Annotated in this window: 23 protein-coding genes and 1 pseudogene; 15 read left to right on the plus strand and 9 right to left on the minus strand. The window is 49.0% G+C overall.

Features of this window, described 5'->3' with window-relative positions:
* Positions 1-894 (minus strand): carbohydrate ABC transporter permease, encoded by an 894-nt coding sequence (locus FD09_RS06425; protein ID WP_057819504.1) that lies wholly within the window; start codon positions 892-894, stop codon positions 1-3.
* Positions 884-2,020 carry an ABC transporter ATP-binding protein gene (locus tag FD09_RS06430; RefSeq protein ID WP_083487610.1) on the minus strand — a complete coding sequence of 379 codons (1,137 nt, stop codon included), beginning with the start codon at positions 2,018-2,020 and terminating at the stop codon, positions 884-886. The genes FD09_RS06425 and FD09_RS06430 overlap by 11 nt, the downstream gene beginning before the upstream one ends.
* 260 nt (positions 2,021-2,280) lie before the next feature.
* On the opposite strand from FD09_RS06430, the gene FD09_RS06435 reads away from it, so the two are divergent.
* A complete protein-coding gene (locus FD09_RS06435; RefSeq protein WP_157053706.1) occupies positions 2,281-2,838 on the plus strand; it encodes a GNAT family N-acetyltransferase in 558 nt (185 codons plus the stop codon).
* 57 nt (positions 2,839-2,895) lie between these two features.
* Here FD09_RS06435 and FD09_RS06440 read toward each other — a convergent pair whose 3' ends face one another.
* Positions 2,896-3,447, minus strand: coding sequence for an LURP-one-related/scramblase family protein (locus FD09_RS06440; protein ID WP_057819509.1), 552 nt, complete (start codon positions 3,445-3,447; stop codon positions 2,896-2,898).
* A gap of 1 nt (position 3,448) precedes the next feature.
* Positions 3,449-4,342, minus strand: a complete 894-nt coding sequence (locus FD09_RS06445) for a Cof-type HAD-IIB family hydrolase (RefSeq protein ID WP_057819511.1) — start codon at positions 4,340-4,342, stop codon at positions 3,449-3,451.
* 190 nt (positions 4,343-4,532) lie between these two features.
* Between FD09_RS06445 and FD09_RS06450 the strand changes: the two genes are divergently transcribed.
* The 3 genes from FD09_RS06450 to tsaE all read left to right on the plus strand — a co-directional run bounded on the left by FD09_RS06450 (position 4,533) and on the right by tsaE (position 7,196).
* Positions 4,533-5,219, plus strand: coding sequence for a uracil-DNA glycosylase (locus FD09_RS06450; RefSeq protein WP_057819513.1), 687 nt, complete (start codon positions 4,533-4,535; stop codon positions 5,217-5,219).
* Between the two features lie 505 nt (positions 5,220-5,724).
* Positions 5,725-6,708 carry a phosphate acetyltransferase gene (pta, locus tag FD09_RS06455; protein WP_057819516.1) on the plus strand — a complete coding sequence of 328 codons (984 nt, stop codon included), beginning with the start codon at positions 5,725-5,727 and terminating at the stop codon, positions 6,706-6,708.
* 11 nt (positions 6,709-6,719) lie between these two features.
* Entirely contained in the window at positions 6,720-7,196 is a 477-nt protein-coding gene (gene tsaE, locus FD09_RS06460) for a tRNA (adenosine(37)-N6)-threonylcarbamoyltransferase complex ATPase subunit type 1 TsaE (RefSeq protein WP_057819518.1), read from the plus strand.
* Between the two features lie 63 nt (positions 7,197-7,259).
* Here the strand turns inward: tsaE and FD09_RS06465 are convergent, their stop codons facing one another.
* Entirely contained in the window at positions 7,260-7,793 is a 534-nt protein-coding gene (locus tag FD09_RS06465) for a 3'-5' exonuclease (RefSeq protein WP_057819521.1), read from the minus strand.
* A complete protein-coding gene (locus tag FD09_RS06470; RefSeq protein ID WP_057819523.1) occupies positions 7,790-8,590 on the minus strand; it encodes an exodeoxyribonuclease III in 801 nt (266 codons plus the stop codon). The genes FD09_RS06465 and FD09_RS06470 overlap by 4 nt, the downstream gene beginning before the upstream one ends.
* A 137-nt stretch (positions 8,591-8,727) precedes the next feature.
* On the opposite strand from FD09_RS06470, the gene murB reads away from it, so the two are divergent.
* Both murB and FD09_RS06480 read left to right on the plus strand, forming a co-directional pair.
* A complete protein-coding gene (gene murB, locus FD09_RS06475; protein WP_235812224.1) occupies positions 8,728-9,630 on the plus strand; it encodes a UDP-N-acetylmuramate dehydrogenase in 903 nt (300 codons plus the stop codon).
* A gap of 36 nt (positions 9,631-9,666) precedes the next feature.
* Positions 9,667-11,787 carry a cation:proton antiporter gene (locus FD09_RS06480; RefSeq protein WP_057819527.1) on the plus strand — a complete coding sequence of 707 codons (2,121 nt, stop codon included), beginning with the start codon at positions 9,667-9,669 and terminating at the stop codon, positions 11,785-11,787.
* 584 nt (positions 11,788-12,371) lie between these two features.
* On the opposite strand, the pseudogene FD09_RS17080 reads toward FD09_RS06480, so the two are convergent.
* Positions 12,372-12,755: pseudogene (locus FD09_RS17080) on the minus strand (alcohol dehydrogenase catalytic domain-containing protein); the annotation flags it as partial.
* Between the two features lie 139 nt (positions 12,756-12,894).
* On the opposite strand from FD09_RS17080, the gene FD09_RS06490 reads away from it, so the two are divergent.
* From FD09_RS06490 to FD09_RS06510, 5 genes are read left to right on the plus strand one after another with little or no spacing between them, the layout of a single operon-like run.
* Entirely contained in the window at positions 12,895-13,431 is a 537-nt protein-coding gene (locus tag FD09_RS06490) for a helix-turn-helix domain-containing protein (protein WP_057819530.1), read from the plus strand.
* A 47-nt stretch (positions 13,432-13,478) separates the two neighbouring features.
* Positions 13,479-14,567 carry an ABC transporter ATP-binding protein gene (locus FD09_RS06495; RefSeq protein ID WP_057819532.1) on the plus strand — a complete coding sequence of 363 codons (1,089 nt, stop codon included), beginning with the start codon at positions 13,479-13,481 and terminating at the stop codon, positions 14,565-14,567.
* A 44-nt stretch (positions 14,568-14,611) separates the two neighbouring features.
* On the plus strand, positions 14,612-15,406 hold the full coding sequence (locus tag FD09_RS06500; RefSeq protein ID WP_057819618.1) for an ABC transporter permease: 795 nt from the start codon (positions 14,612-14,614) through the stop codon (positions 15,404-15,406).
* On the plus strand, positions 15,390-16,208 hold the full coding sequence (locus FD09_RS06505) for an ABC transporter permease (protein WP_057819535.1): 819 nt from the start codon (positions 15,390-15,392) through the stop codon (positions 16,206-16,208). The genes FD09_RS06500 and FD09_RS06505 overlap by 17 nt, the downstream gene beginning before the upstream one ends.
* Positions 16,205-17,278 carry an ABC transporter substrate-binding protein gene (locus FD09_RS06510; protein WP_057819537.1) on the plus strand — a complete coding sequence of 358 codons (1,074 nt, stop codon included), beginning with the start codon at positions 16,205-16,207 and terminating at the stop codon, positions 17,276-17,278. The genes FD09_RS06505 and FD09_RS06510 overlap by 4 nt, the downstream gene beginning before the upstream one ends.
* On the opposite strand, the gene FD09_RS06515 is transcribed toward FD09_RS06510, so the two are convergent.
* Complete coding sequence (locus FD09_RS06515) at positions 17,275-17,925, minus strand: DUF1361 domain-containing protein (RefSeq protein WP_057819539.1); 651 nt, start codon at positions 17,923-17,925, stop codon at positions 17,275-17,277. The genes FD09_RS06510 and FD09_RS06515 overlap by 4 nt on opposite strands.
* 449 nt (positions 17,926-18,374) lie before the next feature.
* Here FD09_RS06515 and cdaA point away from each other — a divergent pair, with 449 nt between their 5' ends.
* From cdaA to glmM, 3 genes are read left to right on the plus strand one after another with little or no spacing between them, the layout of a single operon-like run.
* A complete protein-coding gene (cdaA, locus tag FD09_RS06520; RefSeq protein ID WP_057819541.1) occupies positions 18,375-19,235 on the plus strand; it encodes a diadenylate cyclase CdaA in 861 nt (286 codons plus the stop codon).
* Positions 19,225-20,319 carry a CdaR family protein gene (locus tag FD09_RS06525; protein WP_057819542.1) on the plus strand — a complete coding sequence of 365 codons (1,095 nt, stop codon included), beginning with the start codon at positions 19,225-19,227 and terminating at the stop codon, positions 20,317-20,319. Before cdaA ends, FD09_RS06525 begins: the two co-directional genes overlap by 11 nt.
* 29 nt (positions 20,320-20,348) lie before the next feature.
* Positions 20,349-21,719 (plus strand): phosphoglucosamine mutase, encoded by a 1,371-nt coding sequence (glmM, locus tag FD09_RS06530; protein WP_057819545.1) that lies wholly within the window; start codon positions 20,349-20,351, stop codon positions 21,717-21,719.
* Positions 21,720-21,801: 82 nt separating this feature from the next.
* On the opposite strand, the gene FD09_RS06535 is transcribed toward glmM, so the two are convergent.
* Positions 21,802-22,959: an ArgE/DapE family deacylase gene (locus FD09_RS06535; protein WP_057819547.1), complete on the minus strand. Its 1,158-nt coding sequence runs from the start codon at positions 22,957-22,959 to the stop codon at positions 21,802-21,804.
* A 222-nt stretch (positions 22,960-23,181) separates the two neighbouring features.
* Here FD09_RS06535 and glmS point away from each other — a divergent pair, with 222 nt between their 5' ends.
* Complete coding sequence (gene glmS, locus FD09_RS06540) at positions 23,182-24,993, plus strand: glutamine--fructose-6-phosphate transaminase (isomerizing) (protein WP_057819549.1); 1,812 nt, start codon at positions 23,182-23,184, stop codon at positions 24,991-24,993.
* Positions 24,994-25,022: the final 29 nt, after the last annotated feature.

A 25,022-nucleotide genomic window follows, 5' to 3' on the forward strand; every position in this document is an offset into this window, starting at 1 on the left:
TTAATAATGGACGTGCTTGCGACTATACCAGAGCTGAATCAAAGTCACTAACAGAATCAGGAAGAATAGCACGACCCCGCTGGCCGCAGCAATCCCATATTTCCATTCGGTGTAGAACTTTTCATACAGGTAGTACACGATCGTCAACGCCGATTTGGAAGGACCTGACGATCCTTGGAAGAGGGCGAAGATTTCATCAAAGACTTTGAAGGAACCAATGACACCATTGATGGTCACCAGGAATGTAATCGGTGAGAGTAACGGTAAAGTCACGTTGGTAAACTGGTGCCAGGAATCGGCACCGTCGATTTCAGCAGCCTGATAATAGCGGGTGTTAATGTTGTTCAAGCCCACCAGGAAGAGGACGATATTGAATCCTAAACCCTTCCAGATGGACATAATAATTAACGCCGGCATGGCCCAATTGGGATCATTCAACCAGTTGATCGGATTGATACCCACTAGTCCGAGAAAATAATTCAATAAACCATAGTCGGAGTGGTAAATCCAGTTCCACACTTGGGCAATGGCTACTGTACTGGTGACGAAGGGCAAGAAGTAAATTGTCCGGAAGGCACCGGCAAACCGTTTGATTTTATTCAACAGTAGGGCAATGAATAAAGAAATAATGATGTTCAGCGGCACCACACCGACTACGAAGACCAGGGTGTTGCGTACTGCCAAGTGGAAATCTGGATCGTTCCACAAATAGGTGAAATTGCTGAAACCGTAAGCCGAGACCACGTCGGTGTAAAAATCGTATTTGGTGTAAAAACTCATCAAAAACGACTTAATGATCGGGTAAATATTGAAGGTGAAAGTGATCACCAGCATGGGCAATAGATACAGATACGCCTTAATGGACGATTTAACCGTCGGCTTCTCATTCAGCATGTGTGTCACCACCAGATTCAGTTGGCGCGGCGGCGGGGTCCTTTTGGGCCGATTGGTCGCCGACCAAGACCATCGGCGTATCACCGCCGAATATGCGCTTACCATCTGCATCAAACAGGAAGAAACCCTTCTTTTCCAATGTGAAGTCTAATTCCTTCGTGTCGTGTGCTAACTGGCTCATTTCTGTACTAATCAATTGGTAACCGTTGTAATCAATATTAGCGGTGGATTCCCGGCCGAATTGATCGAATTCCAAGACTTTGCCGTGCAAGGTGACTAATGGGTCTAGGGCACGCTGCGGCAGTGTCAAAGCCTCTGGCCGAATCCCAGCGGTCTGGGCCTGGGTCAAAATGCTGTCAGGCACAATCCCGGCCAGATCATGATTGAGCGCTGTGGCCGGGATGGAATTAATCACCGGTTCCCCGATAAATTGCGCGACAAATAAATTATCCGGACTGGCATACAATTTCTTTGGCGTACTAAATTGCTGAATATGACCGTCGTGCAAGACCATGATCTGATCTGAGATGTGCATTGCTTCATCTTGATCATGGGTGACGAAAACGGTGGTGACGCCGGTTTCACGCTGAATCCGACGAATTTCTTCACGCATTTCAATCCGCAACCGGGCATCCAAGTTGGATAATGGTTCATCCAATAGCAGAATGCTGGGTTCCTTAGCCAGTGCCCGGGCGATGGCGACCCGCTGTTGCTGGCCGCCAGATAGTTCACCGGGTTTCTTATCCAATTGATCTTCCACATGGACTAAAGCAGCCAATTCCTTGGCCCTTTTGGTTCGATCGGCCTTGGACATTTTTGCCATCTTCAATGGAAATTCGATATTCTTAAGGACGGTCAAATGCGGATAAAGGGCGTAGTTTTGGAATACCATACCGACTTTACGGCCAAGGGCATCTTTTTTTGTCACATCGGCGTCATCAAAAAAGATGTGTCCACCGGTGGGTGCCAGTAAACCTGAAATGAGGTTCAACGTGGTGGACTTACCACCACCGGATGGACCGAGTAGACATACCAGGGACCCTTCTTGGATAACAAAGTTTAGGTGCTTTAAAATGTCCCGCTTACCGTCATAGGATAGCGTGACGTCTTTAAAAGTGACTTGCAAGAATTTTCTCCCCTTCGCTGAGTTGTACATGCTGAACTTGGTGCTGCATCAAGATAATCAAACCATGGATCGCTCCTCGAATTAGCTGTTCTGAATGTTCACGAATCATTAAGATTTTACCGCATTCAACCGGCTTTGACTACCATATGGAACCCGTTGCAAAGCCTTTGACACACATCTGTTACACTGATGAGTAGAGCGGTTGGCAAGCGTCCAATGAATCGGTACACTGATTGGAGGAGGTATGCACAGTGATTAGAATGGCAAAGAAAACGGATGTGGCGGCGGTGCTGCCCATTATCGATCAAATTTTTGATGAAATGGAACTTAAAACGATGGCGCAAATTCCAAAGCGGGTATTGTTTGCGGAGCTTACGGAGGCCTTTAAAACGGAAGATTACCGGTACAGCTATCGGCGCACGCTCGTCTCCACCGATGATCAAGACCAAGTGATTGGTGTGGCGGTGGGATACCCAGAAAAAGACGAAGCTCACGTGGATGATGCCTTGCGCCCATTATGGCCCAAGGTGGGGCTGCCGGCTGACTATCGGTTGTTCACGGATAAGGAAGCCCGTCCTGGTGAATGGTATCTAGATTCCCTGGCTGTAGATCCGGCCGCGCAGGGTCATGGGGTCGCCACCGCTCTGCTCCAGGCACTGCCAGAATATGTGCAGCAAACGGGCTTGCATCGGATCTCGTTGAATGTGGATTTGACGAACCCGAAGGCCGAGCGGTTGTACGTGAAGAATGGCTACCGGAATATCGGTGAACAGATGATTGGTGATCATAAATATCATCATATGGTATTGGATATTTAATTTGAGACATGGAAAAAGCGCAAGCCGCTGGTGGAAAAAACCAGCGGCTTGCGCTTTTTATTTTTGCCGGTTGGTGAAACGGGTGAAGTCTTCGCCGAGGTCGTAGGCTCGCTTTTTTTGGTGAAACAACCCACGGACGCCGGCACGGATGGAAACTTTCCGCCAGCGATTGAGAGTGGCGGCGACAAGGAGGGCGGGAACCTCATCATTGGACTCGGTCACGTCGACAATAAAATAATTGGCATCATCGACGGTTGCCAAAGTATCCACAGTAAGCACCTTTTTACTACCATGGTAACCAGTATATTGATTCCTAGTAATATCCCCGACGAGGAGCCAGTTTAATCCAGACACGAATAGGACTTCTCGCCACACGCCGGCTAACCGATTGATTTGGCCGACTTCTTGCTCATCGACCACCAGGGTGTAGCGCGGTAATAAATTGAGCGATGATTGACGCGCTTCACCCAATGTGTCTGCACTGAGAGAAAGAACCCGAACACCGTTCAATTCAAAAGAGCGAATCGTTTGAATGAGGTAGTGGGGACTGTTTTTTTCATCCGTGACTTTCACCAAAGCGTTATGATCTGCTGGCACATAAAGACGCATATTATGACCGCTCCTTCGTGCGGCGCCGATCCTTTTGGCTTAACCCCCAGTCAATGGCTTGAGCGACGCCATCTTGAATATTGGTACCAGTGATATGGGTGGCAATTTGGCGAATCTCTGGAATGGCATTGCCCATCGCGACGCCAATGCCGGCGGCTTCAATCATGGAACGATCGTTCAAGTTGTCGCCAATGGCCATCACGTCTGCAATGTCGTACCCTCGCATCCGGGCAAGCCGGGTCAAAGCCAACCCCTTTTGCGCTTCGATGTTGTTGATTTCGATGTTGTTATCCGAGCTGGAGGTAATCACGACACCGTGATCTTCGCCGTATTTGGCCCGAATATCCGCAAAGGCGGATTGTCCCCGCGCATCAAAAACAAGGATTTTGAGCACTTCGACAGTCGGATCAAGGAGCAGGCTGTCAAAAGTATCGACGTAATGAATATCCATTAACTCCAGTCGAGCACTGGCCAAGACCACTGCAATTTTGAAGGATGTGTCCGGGTTCAACCGCGTCAGTAAGTCTGCGACGTTTTGAATCCGGCGGACTTTACTTTCCGAGAAAATGCCGCGGTCAGTGACCAATTCATAATAAAATCCTTGAGCCTCTAAATCTTTACGGACACCAGTGATCAGTTCGCGGGGGATGGGCAGATCCACTAGGAGTTCACCATTTTCGGAGAATACCCGTGCACCATTCAATGTGATGAAAGCCGGTTTAACTTTGAGTCCAGACACCAAAGGCTGGGCTTCACTGAGGCCGCGGCCAGTAGCCACCACGAACTCGACTCCCGCCTCGTTGGCCCGTTCGATGGCGGCGATATTGGCGTCGGAGACGGTCATGCGATCGTTCAATAATGTGCCGTCCATATCTGAGGCAATTAGTTTTAACATAGTGATATTCCTTTCCGAGAACGACTTGAAAAAGACAATCCGATTTTAATTGACTGACCTTCACCCGCAGGCGGAGAAAGATCTTGCCTCTTTAGTTTAGCATAATCTGGCGCCAGAGCGGCTTTTACCCTTGGTCATTCTTTGGTACAGTGGAACTGAAAACAGTGCACTTTGGGAAGGTGAATAGATAGTGAAGGTCTTGATTCACAATGATTGGCAGGAAGTGTTAGAAAAACAGTTTGCAGCACCATATTACGGTCAGCTGCATGAATTTTTGAAAGTGGAATATGCGCATCATACGATTTATCCGGAGATGCATCATATTTTTCAGGCGTTCGAATGGACACCTTTTAGCCAGGTAAAGGTCGTGATTCTTGGCCAGGACCCTTATCACAATCCCCACCAAGCCCATGGGTTGAGTTTTTCAGTGCTGCCGGGTGTGCCAGTCCCCCCCTCTTTGCAAAACATTTATAAAGAATTGCAGGCTGATCTGGGTTATCCGCCAGTTCACCACGGCTACTTAAAGAGCTGGGCACAACAAGGCGTACTGCTGTTGAACTCGGTGCTCACCGTTCGTGCCGGTGATGCTTTTTCCCACGCCGGCAAAGGTTGGGAAACATTGACTGATGCGGCGATCAAAGCTTTATCTGCCCGGGGTGGGGTGGTCTTTATCCTGTGGGGAAATGCTGCCAAGAAAAAAATTCCGTTAATTGATAAGGAACGGAATCGAATTATTGCTTCCGCCCACCCCAGTCCGTTATCCGCCAGTCGGGGATTCTTTGGCTCGCGGCCGTTTTCGCGGGCCAATGCCGCGTTGGCAGAGCTGGGGGAATCGCCGATTAATTGGCAGTTACCGGAGAAGGCGGATGTGGACTGAGGGGTGGATGTTCATTCGAGATTCGCTGCGTTTTGGCGAATTGGCTGGGCCGGGCCGCCTCTATTTAAACGGGCTGCGCCGACCAGGGGCTAGAGCGAAGGTGCAAAAAAACTGCGGGTTTTCTGCGCGTCCCCATAAACGGGCTCCGCGGACCAGAAGCTAGGAGATAAGGCCGGGCAGGTGTAAAACTTAAGTGCGAGTTTTCTGCCTACTCCCATAAACGGGCGGAGACCAGCAGAAGCTANGAGATAAGGCCGGGCAGGTGTAAAACTTAAGTGCGAGTTTTCTGCCTACTCCCATAAACGGGCGGAGACCAGCAGAAGCTAGGGCGTAAGAGCAAAGACCCATAAAACCTAAGTGCGGTTTTCTGGGTCTTTGCTCTTACGCCTACGCTTCTAACCGCTGGTCTCCGCCCTCTCTATACAAGATAACGATTTCACGGTATGATAAACGAGCATGAACTCTGGTCACTTGGTGGCCGATTTTTTGGAGGTTATTAAAACATATGGACTTATTTGCAAGCTTACAGGAGAAAATTAAGGGGAAAAACATTCGCATCGTCTTTCCTGAAGGCACTGAGCCGCGGATTATTGGGGCAGCTGTGCGGTTGAACGCGGAGGGTATTTTGACGCCAATCTTGTTGGGTGCGCCAGCAGCGGTGGAAGCGGCAGCGAAGAAGGCCGGTTTTACCCTGGGCAGTATTCAAATTCTTGATCCCGACAATTATGCGGGTTATGAAGGATTAGTGGATGCTTTTGTGGAACGGCGCAAGGGTAAAAATACTAAGGAACAGGGCGAAAAGATGCTGCGCGACCCGAATTACTTTGGGACAATGCTGGTCTATACAGATCAGGCAGACGGCATGGTATCTGGCGCTGTTCATTCCACCGGCGATACGGTCCGGCCAGCCTTGCAAATCATCAAGACCCGGCCGGGGGTGTCCCGCACTAGTGGTGCGTTCATTATGCAACGGGGCCGAGATGCGGAACGGTATATTTTTGCCGATTGCGCCATCAACATTGATCCATCTGCACAGGAATTAGCCGAAATTGCGGTGGATTCTGCAGAAACCGCCAAATTATTCGATATTGAACCCCATGTCGCCATGTTGAGCTTCTCCACCAAAGGATCCGCAAAGGCCCCGCAAGTGGATAAAGTTGCCGAGGCCACCAAGATTGCCCATGAGCTTGCCCCTGAATTGAGCCTAGACGGCGAACTACAGTTTGATGCCGCCTTCGTACCTTCAGTTGCCCACCAGAAGGCACCAGACTCCACTGTGGCTGGTGAAGCCACAGTCTTCATCTTCCCTGATTTACAATCTGGTAATATTGGGTATAAAATTGCTCAGCGCTTCGGTCATTTCGAAGCCATCGGTCCAATTTTGCAAGGCTTGAACAAACCGGTGTCTGATTTATCCCGGGGATCCAATGAAGAGGATGTATATAAACTGGCCATTATCACGGCCGCTCAAACTTTGAACCATCATTAGGAAGTGAATCTATGCGCGAAATCGAAACAAATGGTGCTCAAGAAACGATTCGTTTAGGCAAAGCCTTGGGCGAATTAGCACAACCGGGTGATGTCATTTTGCTGGACGGTGACTTAGGCGCTGGCAAGACGACATTGACCAAGGGAATTGCTCGCGGTTTGGGTATTTCGAGACCAGTTAAGAGCCCTACGTTCACCTTGATTCGGGAATACCCGGAGGGGCGGATTCCGCTCTACCATATGGATATTTATCGGTTAGAGAACGGCGGCGCAGAAGACCTAGGTCTCGAAGAATATTTCGAAGGCGACGGCGTGAGTGTTGTTGAGTGGTCTCAGTTCATTCCAGCGTTGCTGCCAGAAGATTATGTTCGCATCGCTCTGGATCGCACCGGTCGCGACGATGACGCTCGGCGGATTAAAATTACAGCCGTGGGAGAAGAGTACATGCGCTACGAGGATGTCACGTGGAGCAGCCACGAAGATAACTAATGTTTTGAACTTGTCTAAAAAAGCTGATTGGGCGATGGGTGCTCAATCAGCTTTTTGGTATTACTAAACTAATTTAACGAACTTCTTCAACGCATCATCCCCAAAAGCGGCTTCCTCTTGCAGCAAGATCTGTGCACAAGCAATGCTGTCTGCCAGTGCATTATGATGCTGGCGCAAGTCAAAGCCGAGGTTAGCGGCCACGGTGTTCAGTCGATGATTTTTCATATCCGGGTAAAAACGCCGCGAAGTGCGGACTGTATCGATCAGTAAGTATCGCGGAACATCAATGGCGTAGCTGGCTAAGGTCTCTCGTAATACGCGGCTGTCGAAGCTAGCATTATGCGCGGCGACCAGCTTGTCTGCTGTATAAAAGTGGGCAATATGCGGCCACACCTGATCGAACGTGGGTGAATCCGCTACATCCGCAGTATGAATTCCGTGGATCTTAGTATTGCGCCAATCCAATTTCGTTTGGGGTTTGATCAAGGTATAAAAAGAGTCAGTGATTTCGCTATTGCGGACCACCACCAGAGCTAGTGAAAGGGCACTGTCGGGGCGCGCATTGGCGGTTTCAAAATCCATGGCGACAAAGTTCACGCAGGCGATTCCTCCTTATTAACAGGGTCTTGGTCCGGCGCCAGCTCATTAGTGGTATCCAACTCAACGGGGCAATGGTCGGAACCGAGGATCGTCGTGAGAATCTGGGCATCAGTTAATTGCGGTAGTAACCGTTTGGAAAAGCAGAAATAATCAATACGCCAACCGGCATTGCGCGAGCGGGCCGCGAACCGGTAACTCCACCAAGAATAAGTGACTTGAGTGGGGTGAAAATGTCGGAACGAATCAATGAAGTTTTCATTTAACAGCATCGTGAAATCGGCCCGTTCTTGATCGGTGAAGCCTGCACTGTGGTGGTTGCTAGTCGGGTTTTTAATATCAATTTCTTCGTGGGCTACATTCAAGTCGCCGCAAAAAATGACCGGCTTTTTCTTGTCTAGAGCCACCAGGTATGCCCGGAAGGCCTCATCCCAGCCGCCACGAAAGTCTAGCCGCTTAAGTTCGCCGCCTGAGTTAGGAGTGTAACAGTTGACCAAATAGAATTTGGGGAATTCCAAGGTAATGACCCGCCCTTCGTCATCGTCGAAGAATGGCGCAATCCCGTAAGTTACATGTAATGGTTCGTATTTCGTGAATACGGCGGTACCGGAGTAACCCTTGCGTTCCGCGTAATTGAAATATTGATGGTACCCTGGCGTATTGACTTCCGCCTGGCCCGCATGCATTTTTGTTTCTTGAATACAAAAAATATCGGCGTCGAGTGCCGTGAACGTGGCAAGAAAGCCTTTCTTCAACACGGCCCGCAGCCCGTTAACATTCCAGGAAATGAGTTTCATTTTGTTCCACCTCAAAGAAAGAATATCAGTTCAGCGGAGTAAACGCAAAGCAGCCAACGATTAAACAGGTTGTGCTAAACTAGACCTAACAATGATGAGAGAACGGGTGACATATGTTAACACAGGTCGATTTTACGATGGAATTAAAAAATGCTGGGTTCACCCCATTGGTGGATGAACCATTATCTAAATATACGTTCACTAAGACGGGCGGCCGGGCTGATTGGCTGGTTTTCCCCCACAGTCATGAAGAAACGATCCGGCTCGTGGCCATTGCTGAAGAAGAAAATATTCCTTTGACTGTTTTGGGCAATGCTTCCAATTTAATCGTCCGGGACGGTGGTATTCGTGGTTTGGTATTGATTTTGACAAAAATGAACCAAATCAAAGTCGTTGGGACGGATATTGTCGCAGAGGCTGGCGCACGGATCATTGATGTGGCAGAAACTGCCTGGCAGGCCGGACTTACCGGTCTGGAATTTGCCGCTGGAATTCCTGGGAGTATTGGCGGGGCAGTGTTCATGAATGCTGGTGCATACGGTGGCCAAGTGGCAGATGTGGCCAGTGCGTTCACTTATTTAGACCGCAGCGGCGCGCAACATCAAGCCGTCGGTCGCGGGATGCATTTTGCTTATCGGCATAGTTTGATTCAGGAAAATGACGGCATTGTATTAACCGCCACCTTCCATCTCGCAAAGGGCAACAAGACCCAGATTCGGGCCAAAATGGACGATGTGAATGGTCAGCGGGCTGCCAAGCAGCCGTTGGAATATCCTTCATGCGGCAGTGTCTTTAAGCGGCCGACCGGTCACTATACTGGTCCGCTGATTATTAAGGCTGGACTGCAGGGCAAGCAAATTGGCGGGGCCCAGGTATCCATGAAGCACGCGGGCTTTATCGTGAATATCGATCATGCCACGGCTTCTGATTATTTGGAATTGATCCATTTAATCCAGCACACGGTATGGGGCAAGTTCGGTGTCCGGTTAGAAACAGAGGTCCGTATTATCGGTGAGGAACCCGTGGGCGAGTTGGTTTAACATTCAGTACGATTGGGAGAAGGATGGTGATGGTTGATGCAAATTGCTTTAATTGAAGGGGTCATTTTGCTGGTCAGTTTGGTGGTCCTGTCTAATATCATTAGCCATTATTGGGTGGCCGTCCCCATCAGCTTGATTCAGATTACCGTGGGGTTAATCTTGGCACTGTTCTTTGCCGTTAAAATTCCCCTGGAATCGGACTGGTTCACGCTGCTTTTTATTGCGCCACTCCTGTATAACGATGGGGCTACTTTTCCCAAGCGCCAGTTGTGGGAATTAAAAGGCCCGATTATTACCAATGCCATCTTGCTTGTCTTTGTCGCCACATTTGTTGGCGGCTTGTTTTTTCATTGGCTGCTGCCCACGGTACCTTTAGCGGCTGCTTTCGCTTTTGCGGCCATTATGTCCCCAACTGACCCCATTGCTGTAGAGTCCATCGCCCGTCGAGCTAAATTACCCAATTATATTTTGCATCTGGTGGCTGGCGAAAGTTTGATCAACGATGCCAGCGGGTTAATTGGTTTCAAATATGGCGTGAATGCCACTGTCAGTGGTGTGTTCAACCCCACCGCCGCAATCCTTGACTTTTTTTACATCAGTATCGTGGGTGCCTTGGTCGGCATCGTGTTAGCGTTAGTGTTCCATGCCTTGCAGGCGTGGCTCCTTAACCAAGGAATCTCCGATGTATTACTGCATACTATTTTGTCGTTGATCGTGCCCTTCGTGGTGTATCTGCTGTCAGAAGAGGTATTCCACGCGTCCGGGGTCATTGCGGTTGTATTGGCCGGGATCATGGCGTCCCAGCGATCAGTTAACTTTGCGGCGATTCCTGAATTACGAATCGTCACCAAGCGGACCTGGCAATTGGTGGTCTATATTTTGAACGGTCTCGTATTTTTGATTTTGGGGATCGAACTGCCCGTGGCCTTTGGGCAGACCATCACCGATCCGGGGATCAACACTTTTAAGGCGGTTGGTTACGTGGGTGCCTTTTGGTTAATGCTCGTACTGATCCGGATGGGGTGGACCTATGGGGCGGCGCTGTTGTATTACTGGCGGACGCCAAATGCTCAACGGCCCAGTGTTCGTACAGCGCTGTTAAGCGGCTTGTCCGGTGTCCGGGGTGCCATTTCCATGGCCGCGGTCCTGTCTTTGCCATTAACGATCGAAGGCGGTGCACCATTCCCTGAACGTTCCCTGTTACTGTTTGTCGCTGCGGGGACCGTCATTTTGAGCTTGGTGATGGCCGCTGTATTTTTGCCTTTGCTCAGTCCAGGCAGTGGTGCGTTTCGATCCCGTGGTAGTTCAGTGAATGCGACTGAGGAAGAGGATGATGACACCGCTACGGCCGCTGAGCAAAGTGGCGGTTTGCTCACCAACGACCAGGCCCAGAGTTACGCGTTGCGGGTCGCGATTACCGCCCTGGAGGGTGAACGGCATGAGGAAAACCAGCAAGCGGTGCTCAATCTGATTGATGAATATGAGAGACAATTGCGCCAAGTTGGCACAAACGGTGATCGCCGGGTGTCGCCTACATTGGCGGAAGATTTGCGATTACGGATTATTTCCGTTCAGCAGGAAAGGATTGCACTGGATCGGTTGTGGCGTGAAAACCTAATTCAAGCGACGACTTATACACAAAATGTGCATCGCCTGCGCACGCAAGAGGCAGATTATGCAGCCATGCTGGATAATCGTTTTCACCCCTGGGTTGCCAGCGGGCGACGATTGTTGGCGCGGATCAAGGCCATTTTGACCCGAGTGAGCGCTAGCAACACGCGCGAACTGGACCATCCTTTTTACAATGAGCAGTTGTTTGTGGATCGGGAACTGGCCAAAGGGGCCATTAAAGGAATCTCCAAGATGAGTAAGACCCATGCGTTTCAGGCGGCGGATATTTCACCGCAAACAATCTATCGGGTGATTACCCGGTACCGGGCGCGGATCGCGCATCTCAAGAGTCTCTCGTCACCTCGTAACGATCAATATGCGACCCAACTAAAAACGCTCCGTCAAACCGCTTTAGCGGCTGAACGAAGCGCTGTTCAGGAAATGTTTGAAGCGGGCCGCATTTCACCAGAGATGGCGGCAAAGATGCGGCAACAAATCAATTTTGCTGAAACTCTGGTGTTAAGCAGCGGGGATGAACCGGTTTAATGTGCGATCTGCACAGCCGTCAGCGGAGTCGGTACCTGGCTGCGCAATGCATTCGGTAACTCCGCAAAGGGGATTGTGGTGTGTGGCGGAAATGGCTGCGGCGCCAAGTTTGTTGCGAGTAGCTGCCAAATTTCTGCCCGATCGCTGATTGGTAAATGCACTGAATCAATTCCAATTAATCGGACACCACGCAAGATAAAGGGAAAAATGGAAGTGTCCAGCCGACCCTCGCCCAGGTTGCCCACGGCGAGTACTGCACCGTTAGGCATCATCTGAGGCAATAAATGACTTAATGCGTCGCCGCCCACTGTATCAAGGACGGCGGCGTATTTTGCGTGGGCTAGCGGCCGTGATGGGGCCGGCCAGTGATGATTTGTATTCACTGTCACATTGGTAAAACCACGGTGATGCAAAATACCCGCCGCAATGCGGGCCACGTCGCTGTGCCCGCCAGTGATCAAAAGCGGGCTATCTTTGGCTACTAGACGGGGATTACGAAACATTTCAGCGAGAGCGGCACCAGCCGTCAAGCCAGCGGTGCCCATTTGCATTGCCTGTTCTGCTGATAAATGATCCGGTAGCTGGACCAGATACCGAATGGGCAATTGACAGTATTCCGCAAACCCGCCATCCCGGGTAATGCCGATATCAAAACCAGTGGCCAGTACTGGGGTGCCCTTTGGCCACATGGGATGTTTGGAGACGGCAACAACGCCGGCTAAATCAATTCCGCCGATCCGGGGATAAGCTGCGGCCGGAATGACTTTGTTGGCGGGGTCTAATGCCAGCCGATCTTTGTGATTAATATGACTGTATGTGATTTGGACGATCACTTCGTCAGCTGGCAGTTTGCTTGCCGCCTTCAGTGCGGATGTGACCCACACATACGGGTGGGCCGGGTCGCCTGTCAAACTCAATGCCCGATTCTGCGCCATGTATCTGATCCTTTCTGGTATGTTCTGATACATATTATAACTGTTGAATGGATTTTCCTCGAATCTTTTTGGACTTTTTGCTTGCACTGGCTGATTGGTTCCGTATAATGGTCGTTGTACTAAACATTTGGTTTAGTACTGCAAAACCATTGTCAGAAAGCAGGCGGCAAACTTGGATATTGGCTCACGAATCCGAAATTTGCGTATTCAAAAGAATCTGACCCAAGAAGAATTGGGTGAACGGACTGATCTTTCTAAAGGGTTTATTTCTCAGCTGGAAAACAACCAATCATCGCCGTCTTTGGATACCTTCTTTTCAATTTTGGAGGTATTGGGGACTAGCCCGGCAGCTTTTTTTGCAGAAGGAGCCAAAGCTCCCCGGGTCGTTTATACTCCCGCTGAACAAACGGTATATGAAGATACTGACGCTCATTATGTTTTACAATGGTTGGTCCCCGATTCTAATGAGAAGCAAATGGAACCAGTGCTGTTGACGTTTCACGCAGCTGGTGCGTATAAGACGTTCCCGCCGTCCCCAGCAGAAACGTTTATCTATTGTCTGCAGGGGGCCATTACACTGCACCTGGGAGAGGCTCAGTACACAGCACATAGTGGGGAAGCAATGTATTTTCGGGCTGACGCGCCTCATCAGTTAATCAGCGCAGGACCGAGTCAAGCATTAATTGTGGCCACTGATTCTTATTTGTAATCAGCACCCAGAACCAATCAAATAAGCATTCGAGGAGGCATTCATTCATGACTACGCCGATCATTGAATTTCAACATGTGAATAAGTTTTTTGGCGATTTTCAGGCATTAAAAGACATCAATTTCCAACTGGACCAGGGTAAATTCTATTCCTTACTGGGTCCTTCTGGCTCCGGTAAAACCACAATTTTACGGACGATTGCCGGTTTTAACAGTGTGACCAGCGGTACCGTTTTGTTCCAAGGCAAACCGCTCAAGAATGTGCCGCCGAATAAACGCCGGGTTAACACAATCTTTCAAAACTATGCACTTTTTCCGCATCTCAACGTGTTCGATAACGTCGCATTTGGGCTATCCATTCGCCACGTACCGAAGGATGAGATTCAGACGCGGGTGATGGACGCGTTAAAGATGGTGCACTTGCAGGAACTGGCCAGCCGAGACATTAATGAATTATCCGGCGGCCAGCAACAACGAGTGGCCATTGCCCGGGCCATTATTAACGAACCAGAGTTGTTATTATTGGACGAACCGTTATCCGCACTGGATAAAAAGTTGCGTCAAGATATGCAGTACGAATTGCGAGAATTGCAGCAACGACTGGGGATCACTTTTGTTTTTGTCACCCATGATCAAGAAGAAGCATTAGCCATGAGCGATGAGATCTTTGTGATGGATGAGGGCGCCATTTTACAAAACGGTACCCCCGTGGATATTTATGATGAACCCATTAATCACTTTGTGGCGGATTTTATTGGTGAAAGCAATATCGTAAAGGGGACTATGGTCAAAGATTACGAAGTTGAATTTGTCGGTAAACGGTTTGAATGTGCCGACGCCGGCATGCGGCCCAACGAACCCGTCGAAGTGGTGCTGCGGCCAGAGGATTTAGACGTGACTACGCCGGACAAAGGTAAATTGATTGTCCAAGTGGATTCCCAACTTTTTCGGGGTGATCATTTCGAAGTGGTCGCCTACGATGCTGATCACAACGAATGGTTGATCCATTCCACCAACCCAGTGAAAGAAGATGCCGATATTGGTCTCTTCTTTGAACCGGAAGATATTCACGTGATGCGGTTTAATGAAAAAGAAGCGGACTTTGACGCTCGGCTGGAGCAATACGAAGGGGAGTGAGATCGGTGAATACCACCGCCAAACGTATTTATTACATTCCATACATGCTGTGGATTCTGCTGTTCGTCATTGCCCCCGTGGCTTTGATTGTCTACCAATCATTCTTTAATTTAGATCACCAGGCAACTATTCAAAACTACGTGACCTATTTGACCTCCAGTACGTACTTACGGATGACTCTGAATTCCTTCTGGTACGCCTTTTTGATCACCCTGTTTACCGTCTTGATCAGTTATCCAGCAGCTCTTTTTTTGAATCAATTGAAGCACAAAGATTTTTGGCTGTTGTTGATCATCTTGCCGACCTGGATCAACTTATTGCTTAAGGCGTATGCCTTCATTGGAATTTTTGCCCAAAATGGGTCTGTGAACCAATTCCTTGGGTTCATCGGCATTGGTCCGAAACAGATTCTATTCACGGATTTCAGTTTTATTTTTGTCGCCACGTATATTGAAATCCCGTTTATGATTTTGCCAATTTACAACGCCATCGCTGAAATTGATCCGGCATTGTTGACCGCTAGCCGCGATTTGGGAGCGACTAATTGGCAAACACTGATCCGAGTGATTTTACCGCTGACTCGCAAAGGGATTACCGCTGGCGTGCAGGCCGTTTTCATTCCTTCACTCTCTCTGTTCATGTTGACCCGCCTGATTGGTGGGAACCGGGTGATCACGTTAGGGACGGCTATCGAAGAGCATTTCTTAACCACCATGAACTGGGGCATGGGTTCTACCATTGGGGTTGTTTTGATCATCATGATGTTCATTAGCATGGCCCTCACTGGCGAACACAAACGGAAGCGAAAGGAGATTGATACTGGTGCAACGAAAGAATAGATTAGGCCGGGTGTACCTGGTCATCGTCTTTTTAGTGCTGTATTTGCCGATTCTTTATTTGATTTACTTCTCGTTTAGTTCCGGCAGTACCATGAACACCTTCAAGAACTTTACGTGGGCAAATTACCGCACTCTGTTTGCGGATACGCGATTGATTCAAATCGTCCTGCAAACGTTGCTGTTAGCACTCTTGTCTTCCCTGATTGCCACTGTTGTTGGCACCATGGGAGCGCTGGGTATTGCCGCCAGCAAGCGCACCAGTACGCGCAATTTGATGTTATCTCTTAACAATGTGCTAATGGTGTCACCAGACGTCATCATTGGGGCCTCCTTCCTGATCCTTTTTACCATGTTAGGAATCAGTTTAGGCTTTGGCTCCGTGCTGGCCAGTCATATCGCATTCTCGATCCCTATCGTCGTGTTGATGGTACTTCCCCGAATTCAGGAAATGGATCACGCGTTAATTGATGCGGCGTACGACTTGGGAGCCAGTGCCCCGCAAGTGTTAAACCGGGTAATTTTACCTTTTATCACCCCGGGAATCGTGGCGGGTTATTTTATGGCCTTCACGTATTCATTGGATGATTTCGCGGTGACTTTCTTTGTGACCGGTAATGGGTTTGCCACACTTTCTGTGGAAATTTATTCTCGAGCTCGTCAGGGTATTTCTTTGGAAATCAATGCCTTGTCTGCTCTGATGTTTGTGTTTGCGCTACTCTTAGTCCTGATTTATTTCTTCATTCAGGTTCACCAGTCTAACCGGACCAAGCGGAATAAGCAGAAAGCGAGGAATGCGGCATGAAAAAGTTAATGAGTTTCTTCATTGCCATCGTTGCCGCCTGCTTGCTATTGACGGTCGGTATTAAAAGACTAGAGAGTGCGCAGGGCGACAGCTCGGCAAAAACGTTGAATCTTTTCAACTGGGGCGATTATATCGATCCGGCGCTGATCAAGAAATTTGAAAAGGAAACTGGCTATCAAGTCAATTATGAAACTTTTGACAGTAATGAAGCCATGCTGACCAAGATTCAACAGGGCGGGACCAGTTATGATTTGGCTGTACCCAGTGATTACACAATTGAAAAAATGAAGAAGGAACATTTATTACTGCCCTTGGACAAGAAGCAAATCAAGGGCCTAGGCAATATTGATCCCTCTTTCATGAATAAGAGCTTTGATCCCGACAATCGGTATTCCATTCCGTATTTCTGGGGGACACTAGGGATCATTTACAATGATAAGTTCGTTAAGGCCGACCAAATCCAACATTGGCGGGATCTTTGGAATCCTGAATTTGCCCACAGTATTATGTTAGTGGATTCAGCGCGGGATATTCTTGGTTTTTCGCTGGTTAAAAACGGTGATTCCATGAATACCCGCTCCAGAGCACAAGTGACGCGGGCTAAAGACGATCTCGATAAACTGGCACCGAATGTTAAAGCCATTGTCGCAGACGAAATTAAAATGTATATGATTCAAAATGAGGCAAAGATTGCGGTCACTTGGTCCGGCGAAGCCTCGGAGATGCTTTCGAACAACAGTCACTTGCATTATGTGGTACCTACCGAGGGCAGCAACCTGTGGTTTGATAATCTAGTCATTCCCAAGACTGCCAAGCACTTTAAGGCCATTTATGCCTTCTTGAATTTTATGCTCCGTCCGGAAAATGCCAAACAAAATGCCCTGTACGTGGGGTATGCGACTCCCAACGACAAGGCCAAGGCGTTATTGCCTAAAGATGTTCGCAATGATAAGCAATTCTATCCACCAACAGACACAATCGGCAAACTGCAAGTTTACGAAGATTTAGGCCTGAAAACGGTCGGCATGTATAACGATCTATTCCTCGAATTCAAGATGCATCGCAGTTAATTTGTGGCTTGACGACTAAATTGCCAGACTGCCCAGAGCAAATATTGCAGCCCCATCATGAGCACCACGAACCCCATCATATGCCACGACCACATCTGACTAAGTGGTCCCCAAATCAAGGTGGGAGTGAGTAAATAGACCGTGTGCAGGCGCAAAAACCGGCCGATGTAAATACCAATGCCGGTCAATGTATAAAGGACTAAGCGCAACCAGGGCAACCAGTTGGCACCTTTACCGGGCAGGCGGGCACTGACTTGCTGTAAGACGTGCTCCGCCTGAACCTGGGCAATCGCAGCGGTGATAATGCCGATTCCCACCAGCAATAAGAAATGCGTCCATAAAGGCAAAGAATTACGCAATAGCCCGGTGAGCGGAGCATAGGGATGGAGCAGGGCCAAATGGAAGAAGTCAGTCAACAAATATGGTGCATTAGGATAAAACAGCAGCCAAATTAGACTGACTAGCCAAAACACCAAAGACCAGCGAAACGAATGGTGCTGTAGCCAAAAGCTCAACTCAATGGGAATGTACCCCAACAGAGTGTTAAATGCTAAAAAGCTGAAGGCATCCTGTACGAACCAGGCGGTGGCCAGAATGTACAGCCAGTAAAAGATTCGAATTATCCAACGCCATTGACGGGATGTCATGGTCTTGCTCCTTTCTGTGAGGTGATAACCTTACTATCTTAAAATATACACGCTTCTGAGCGGTTAAAGAATCAATAAAGATTGTTTTTTGCAATTGGGACAGGATGGGCGTGGCGCCTGTCCTGTTTTTTCGCAACTGTGTAGTGACAATGCGGAGTAATCGGAGGTGAAATGGGGCTCAGCGCCGTCACCACGTTCCAGCCCCATTTCACCGGAGATTGCGCAGCGTTGGCACGGCTGTTGAACCGATTTATCCGTGTAAACGGGCTCCGCGCCCCAGGCCCCTCGCGCTAAGCCCATCCTGGTCAAAATCCCCAAGTGCGGGGGATTTCGTCCAGGCTGTTCTTAGCGGTCGGGGCCTACCCGGGGCGCTCCGCCCTCTTTGCTATGCTATAATGTTTTGGTTGAGGAGACATTGAAACCAAAGAAAAACGAGTGGGAGTGGATGTATGCAAATACCATGGGCCAATATTCTTAGCTGGCAGTCATTGGCCAACCTTATCGACATCTTAGTGGTCTGGTACGTGATCTACAAACTGATCATGTTGATTCGGGGTACCAAGGCTGTCCAACTCGTCAAAGGCATCGCCGTGATTATTGTGGTCAAATTAGTCAGTGCCTTACTGCATTTGACCACCATTTCTTTCCTGATGGATCAAATTCTGACTTGGGGCGTCATTGCGTTAGTGATCGTCTTCCAGCCAGAAATTCGTCGCGGCCTGGAACATCTGGGCCGCGGTGCTTTGTTGCGACGGGCAGGGCAAGATCAAAACCGGATTGCCCAACGAATGATCAATGAGTTGGATAAGGCCATTCAATATATGGCGAAGCGCCGTATTGGGGCGCTGATCTCTATTCAGATGCACACCGGTTTGGAGGATTACATCGAGACCGGGATTCCCCTGGATGCGGATATTTCTGGTGAATTATTGATTAATATTTTTATTCCGAACACGCCGCTTCATGATGGAGCGGTCATCGTTCGAGACAATCGGATTGCTGTGGCAGCAGCTTATTTACCGCTTTCTGAAAGTAACACGATTCCCAAAGAATTAGGGACGCGGCACCGGGCTGCCGTGGGAATTAGTGAAGTCACCGACGCCTTAACAATCGTTGTCTCAGAAGAAACGGGCGGTGTGACATTGACGAAGAATAGTCAATTGATGCAGGATATGAGTCAGGATGAGTATCTCAAATATTTGCGTTCTCAATTTATTGTAGAAGACAAAGAACCTAACCAGTGGGATAAGATCCGCGAGCGTGTGCTTCGCTTCTTCGCCAGCAACGGAGGTGACCACCATGTGGACTAAGATAACGACCAGCAAGTGGTTCTATCGCCTGATTTCATTAGCCTTTGCGCTACTCCTATTCACCTATGTCAATTTTAACAGTTTGTCTTTTTTAAATAATTCCGATAATCAATACCGCCAATCCGTTTCCGCGACCCGGAAAGAAACAATTAAGGTGCCGTTGCGCTTGGATGCGGACACGGATAAATACTATATTACAGGTTATCCAGAGAAGGTCAGCGTAGATTTAGAGGGGCCGTCGTCGTTAGTGACGACGACTGTGAACACCCAGAACTTTGAAGTAATTGCAAGTTTGCGCCATCTGGGTTTGGGTAAACACACGGTGACTCTCAAAGCGACCGGGTTGAACAAGGAATTAACTTATGCGATTTCACCCAAAACCATCACGGTGGATATTCAAAATCGAAAGACGCAAAAGTTCCCCATCCAAGTCACCTATAACAAAAATGCCATTGCGGAGGGTTACGTGACTGAACAACCAAAACTTTCGCAAGATACCGTGCAAGTGACCGGAGCGACTGACGAAATTCGCAAAATTGCCCGGGTCGTGGCGAATGTGCCGTTAAGTCGCAATACGAAGGCCACGGCCAATCAAGAAGTCCTATTGCAAGCATTGGATAGCAACGGTAATATTGTGAATGCCGTATTGGATCCGCAAACCATTCACGTGACGCTTGGAATTCGTTTACCCAGCAAGACCGTGCCCCTCAGTTTCACCACAGAGAAGGGCAAGGACAATTTGGATTACACAGTTTCCAGCAGTGTTAAAACAGTGAAGATCACTGCGACCAGTGACGTCTTGAATAAGATCAAGTCGTTGACCGTGCCAGTGGATGTCAGCAACATTGCCACTGCAGGCAGTTTTGACCAACAGATATCAATTCCATTGAAGGATAACGACTTGGACGCTGCTGACCCGAGTTCGGTGAAAATCACGGTGAAGGCCAGCAACACTAGCAGCGGGGCCAGTGATTCCGAGAGTGCTGCGAGTGCTCAGCGCCGCAGTGCCGTGTCAAGCTCGAGCAGCAGTACAAGCAGTAGTAAAAGCAGTAGCGATAGCAGCAGTAGCAGCAGTAATGATTAAATCAAATTTTGAGGATTGGAGTTTTTGCAATGACAAAGTACTTTGGAACAGATGGTGTACGGGGGATTGCCAACCGGGAATTGAGTCCAGAATTAGCGTTTAAGTTGGGACGCACAGGCGGTTATGTATTAACTCAGCATGCGTTGCAAAAGAGCAAGGACAGTAATACCCGGGCACGGGTATTGGTGGCCCGAGACACTCGAATTTCAGGGGAAATGTTGGAACACGCCTTGATTGCCGGCCTTTTGTCAGTGGGTATTGAAGTGCTGAATTTGGATGTCATTACCACCCCCGCTGTGGCTTATCTGACGCGGATTCAGAATGCGGATGCCGGGATCATGATTTCCGCTTCTCATAACCCTGTTGCCGACAATGGCATCAAGTTCTTTGGTTCAGATGGTTACAAATTGTCCGATGAGACTGAAGAAGAGATCGAAGCTTTATTGGATGCCCCTGAAGACACTTTGCCCCGGCCAGAAGCCAATGGATTGGGAACTGTGGCCGATTATCCTGAGGGTGCATTAAAGTACCTCCAATTTCTGGAGCAGTCGGTATCCTCCTCTCTGGATGGCATTCCTGTCGTCTTTGACGGTGCCAATGGATCCACCTCTGCGCTGGTGAGCCGGTTATTCGCCGATGTCGAAGCCGATTTCACCACGATTGCCACCAAACCAGATGGCTTGAATATCAATGATAATGTGGGTTCCACCCATCCCCAAGAACTGGCTAAGACAGTTGTTGAACGCCATGCTCAATTAGGCGTGGCTTTCGATGGTGACGGCGACCGGGCCATTGCTGTGGATGAGAAGGGTAATATCGTTGATGGGGATAAGATTATGTATATCCTGGGGGCCTATTATGACAAACGTGGCCGGTTGAAGAAAGATACCGTGGTCACGACGGTCATGAGTAACATTGGCTTATACAAAGCACTTGAAAAGGCTGGGATGCATTCCGAACAAACTGCTGTCGGTGACCGTTATGTGGTTGAGCGGATGCGGGCCGGCGGCTACAATTTGGGCGGCGAACAATCCGGACATATTATTATTTTTGATTACCACAATACCGGGGACGGTATGCTGACTGCTCTGCAATTGATGAATGTCATGAAAAAGACCGGGAAGTCATTATCTGAACTGGCTGCACCGGTCAAGAAATATCCGCAGAAGCTGGTTAACATCCGTGTTAAAAATAAGAAAGATTGGCGTGAACATGCTGAAATTACAGCAGCCATCGATACCGTGGAGAAAGAAATGGCCGGCGATGGCCGGGTATTGGTACGTCCTTCAGGTACTGAAAGTTTGCTGCGGATCATGGCAGAAGCACCGACCCAAGAGAAGGTCAATCAATACGTGGATCAAATTGCCGATGTTGTTCGTAATGTCATGGGTGAAGAATAAGTCACAAACAGTCTATTTGACTCTGTGCGATTAAAAAAGGCTCAGCTGCGAAAAAATGCAGCTGGGCTTTTTTGATAATCGTCTATTTTTTTGGCTGGTCGGTGAAATGGACAAATAAATCCGTATAGATCCGAATTGCATCCAAGTAATCTTGGACATCCACATTTTCATCCACTTGGTGACTGGTATCGTTACCAGGGCCGAAAACGGCAAAGGGGAAATCGTTGGGGATCATGGCAGCCGCGTCGGTGATGCCTGCCCCCGCTGTGACCTGTGCCGGCGCGTGCCCGTTCAATACGATAACTTCCTGTAATTGGGTAATCAGCGGATTATCTTCTGCACTCGCCCGGGCTGGTAAAGTTGAGCCGATTTCCAACGTAGCTTCAATGCCTTCGTCCTGGGCCTGGGTGACGGCATCCTGGAGCGCAGCGGCGAAGCGATCGTTATTGGCAGTCGGCGTACTGCGAATATTTCCCCGGAAATAAGCTTGGTCGGGAATGATGTTAACTTGGACTCCGCCGCCAATTAAGGTCAGATTGTATGTGGCATGCCCCAGTTGGACATCTTCTTCAGCCGTTAAAGGTGCTGTCTTTTCACTCATCAATTGAGCTAACCGGAGCAGACCATTGATGGCATTTTTACCTAATTGCGGTTCTGAACTGTGGGCAGCCAAGCCCTTGACGCGCGCAGTGAAATCAGAGATTCCTTTTTCACTGTGCCACATGGTGTGGACCCCAGTTGGTTCCGCAATCAGCAGGGCCGCCAGATCCTTGGTAAAACCAAGTTTGGCCAATTTGGCGGCACCACCGTTGTCCACTTCCTCGTTGACAGTGCCCATGAAGCGAATACGGTTGGGCAATTCCTGGCCTGCCACATTGGTGAGAGCCACCACTAGCGCCGCCAAGCCAGATTTCATGTCACTGGCACCGCGGCCATAAAGCACACCATCATGAATTTCGGCAGCAAATGGCGGGTATTGCCATGCTTTTTCATCGCCTGCTTTGACGACGTCCATATGGCCTGAAACCCCCAAGAGGGGGAGCGTATCATCCGTCCCCAGGTCAAGAATGATATTTTCCCGGCCAGTGGCATAAGGGACGATTTGTTTATGAAAATATTGAGCCGTTCCTGAAGCCTCTACGAATTCCCAAATACGATCTGCGACGGCTTCCTCTTGTTGCCCGACGGAGGGGATCCGGATCAGGTCCTGGAGGAAGGCAATAGCAGCTGAATTAGACATAAAATCACCTCGTGGGTATCTTCTCATAAGCCGTATCAAAAGGCAATGGTATAGACATATATACCAATAATGACGAAAACAGCATACCAATAACACAATTTTGTTGACAACAACGATTTTTGTACGTAATATACACCACAGACATCACGAATCAGCTCCCGGAATCTGTCTATACCAAATGTTTAGGGCTGGTTCACCAATTATTTATCTGGAGGCTTATCTATGTGCGGAATCGTCGGCGTTATTGGCGCCAAACCAGTGACAAACATTTTAATTAACGGTTTAGAAAAACTGGAATATCGGGGCTATGACTCAGCGGGTATTTTTGTGAATAGTACCCATACCCCTGCTCAAATGGTCAAGACGGTGGGGAAGATCGCTGCCTTGAAGGCTAAGCTGACCCCTGCCGTTGACGGGACGGTCGGCATTGGTCATACCCGCTGGGCGACCAATGGGGCACCGTCAGATGACAACGCCCACCCGCAATTCTCTGCGGACGATCGCTTCTATTTGGTGCACAATGGGGTCATTACCAACGCCCAGGCACTGAAGGATGAATATTTGCGTGATGTCCACTTCTCATCCCAAACGGACACTGAAGTCGTCGTGCAATTGGTGGCCAAATTTGTTCAAGATGGCGCAACTCCAACTGCCGCATTTTATCGAACGCTGGGTCTGCTCCAAGGGTCGTATGCCTTTGTCTTGGCCGATGCGGATGATCCGGAAACACTTTACGTTGCCAAAAATAAATCGCCATTATTAGTCGGCGTCGGTGATGGAGCCTACTACGTCGCCTCCGACGCCATGGCTATGTTGAATGAAACCAAGCAGTTTATTGCTTTACAAGACGGTGATGTGGTGATCTTGCATCGTGATCGCATTACGATTACTGATTTAGACGGTGATTTCGTGGAACGGCCCACATTTACGGCTAAACTAGATGCTGCAGACATTTCCAAAGGCACTTATCCATATTACATGTTGAAAGAAATCGATGAGCAGCCCGCTGTGATGCGGCGGGTGGTTGATGCTTACCTACCGGCTGATGGCAGTGTTGCTGTGAATCAAAGTTTGCTGCAGGCGTTAGACCAGGCTGACAAGTTGTATATTGTGGCTGCCGGAACCAGCTATCATGCTGGTCTTGTCGGGGCACGCATTTTTGAAGAGATGGCCGGGCTGCCTGCGGAGGCATATCTGGCCAGCGAGTTTGGTTATCATATGCCGCTGTTGGCTAAACATCCTCTCTTCCTTTTACTTTCTCAAAGTGGTGAAACTGCCGATAGTCGGGAAGTCTTGGTGAATGTGAAGAAGCAGGGATATCCAGTTTTGACCATGACCAATACGGCCGGATCGACTTTGTCCCGGGAAGCAGATTACACGATGCTGTTGCATGCGGGACCGGAAATTGCGGTGGCTTCAACAAAGGCCTACACTGCGCAGATTGCTGTCCAAGCGGTCCTGGCTAAGGCGTTGGGCGTTTTCCGCAAGCGGGAAGTGGCCAAGGACTTCGATCTACGCCATGACTTAAGTATCGCCGCGGCGGGCATGCAAACATTGGTGGATGAGAAAGAACAGGTCAAGAATCTGGTGGCTCAATATATTCCAAATCAGCAACATGCCTTTTATATCGGCCGCGGTGAGGATTATCCACTGAGTCTGGAAGCTGCATTGAAGCTGAAGGAAGTATCGTATGTGCATACCGAGGGCTTTGCGGCTGGAGAATTGAAGCATGGGACGATTGCGTTGATCGAAGAGGACACGCCGGTGATGGCGTTCATCACCGATGATGTCACTGCGGCTCATACTCGCAGCAATTTGCAGGAAACTGAAGCCCGCGGTGCTCACACAATGACGATTGTCAGTGAGCATTTGGCGCAACCGACTGATAACATCGTACTGCCGGATATTAATCCTTTGCTGAGTGCGTTAGTGGGGATCATTCCCGCACAATTAATTGCTTATTATGCGGCGTTAGGCAAAAAGTTGGACGTCGATAAGCCACGTAATTTAGCAAAAAGTGTCACCGTGGAATAGAATCAATGTACTTGAAGTGAAGACACCTG

It is taken from the genome of Schleiferilactobacillus perolens DSM 12744 (genome assembly GCF_001435585.1).
In the GTDB taxonomy this organism is placed as follows: domain Bacteria; phylum Bacillota; class Bacilli; order Lactobacillales; family Lactobacillaceae; genus Schleiferilactobacillus; species Schleiferilactobacillus perolens.

Coding starts and splice junctions, on each gene's coding strand:
- glmM (WP_057819545.1), top strand. CDS start 20,349: ATGACAAAGTACTTTGGAACAGATGGTGTACGGGGGATTGCCAACCGG.
- FD09_RS06480 (WP_057819527.1), top strand. CDS start 9,667: ATGCAAATTGCTTTAATTGAAGGGGTCATTTTGCTGGTCAGTTTGGTG.
- FD09_RS06440 (WP_057819509.1), bottom strand. CDS start 3,447: ATGCGTCTTTATGTGCCAGCAGATCATAACGCTTTGGTGAAAGTCACG.
- FD09_RS06445 (WP_057819511.1), bottom strand. CDS start 4,342: ATGTTAAAACTAATTGCCTCAGATATGGACGGCACATTATTGAACGAT.
- cdaA (WP_057819541.1), top strand. CDS start 18,375: ATGCAAATACCATGGGCCAATATTCTTAGCTGGCAGTCATTGGCCAAC.
- FD09_RS06470 (WP_057819523.1), bottom strand. CDS start 8,590: ATGAAACTCATTTCCTGGAATGTTAACGGGCTGCGGGCCGTGTTGAAG.
- FD09_RS06515 (WP_057819539.1), bottom strand. CDS start 17,925: ATGACATCCCGTCAATGGCGTTGGATAATTCGAATCTTTTACTGGCTG.
- FD09_RS06500 (WP_057819618.1), top strand. CDS start 14,612: ATGCTGTGGATTCTGCTGTTCGTCATTGCCCCCGTGGCTTTGATTGTC.
- murB (WP_235812224.1), top strand. CDS start 8,728: ATGGAATTAAAAAATGCTGGGTTCACCCCATTGGTGGATGAACCATTA.
- FD09_RS06510 (WP_057819537.1), top strand. CDS start 16,205: ATGAAAAAGTTAATGAGTTTCTTCATTGCCATCGTTGCCGCCTGCTTG.
- pta (WP_057819516.1), top strand. CDS start 5,725: ATGGACTTATTTGCAAGCTTACAGGAGAAAATTAAGGGGAAAAACATT.
- FD09_RS06435 (WP_157053706.1), top strand. CDS start 2,281: ATGGCAAAGAAAACGGATGTGGCGGCGGTGCTGCCCATTATCGATCAA.
- glmS (WP_057819549.1), top strand. CDS start 23,182: ATGTGCGGAATCGTCGGCGTTATTGGCGCCAAACCAGTGACAAACATT.
- tsaE (WP_057819518.1), top strand. CDS start 6,720: ATGCGCGAAATCGAAACAAATGGTGCTCAAGAAACGATTCGTTTAGGC.
- FD09_RS06495 (WP_057819532.1), top strand. CDS start 13,479: ATGACTACGCCGATCATTGAATTTCAACATGTGAATAAGTTTTTTGGC.
- FD09_RS06535 (WP_057819547.1), bottom strand. CDS start 22,959: ATGTCTAATTCAGCTGCTATTGCCTTCCTCCAGGACCTGATCCGGATC.
- FD09_RS06525 (WP_057819542.1), top strand. CDS start 19,225: ATGTGGACTAAGATAACGACCAGCAAGTGGTTCTATCGCCTGATTTCA.
- FD09_RS06425 (WP_057819504.1), bottom strand. CDS start 894: ATGCTGAATGAGAAGCCGACGGTTAAATCGTCCATTAAGGCGTATCTG.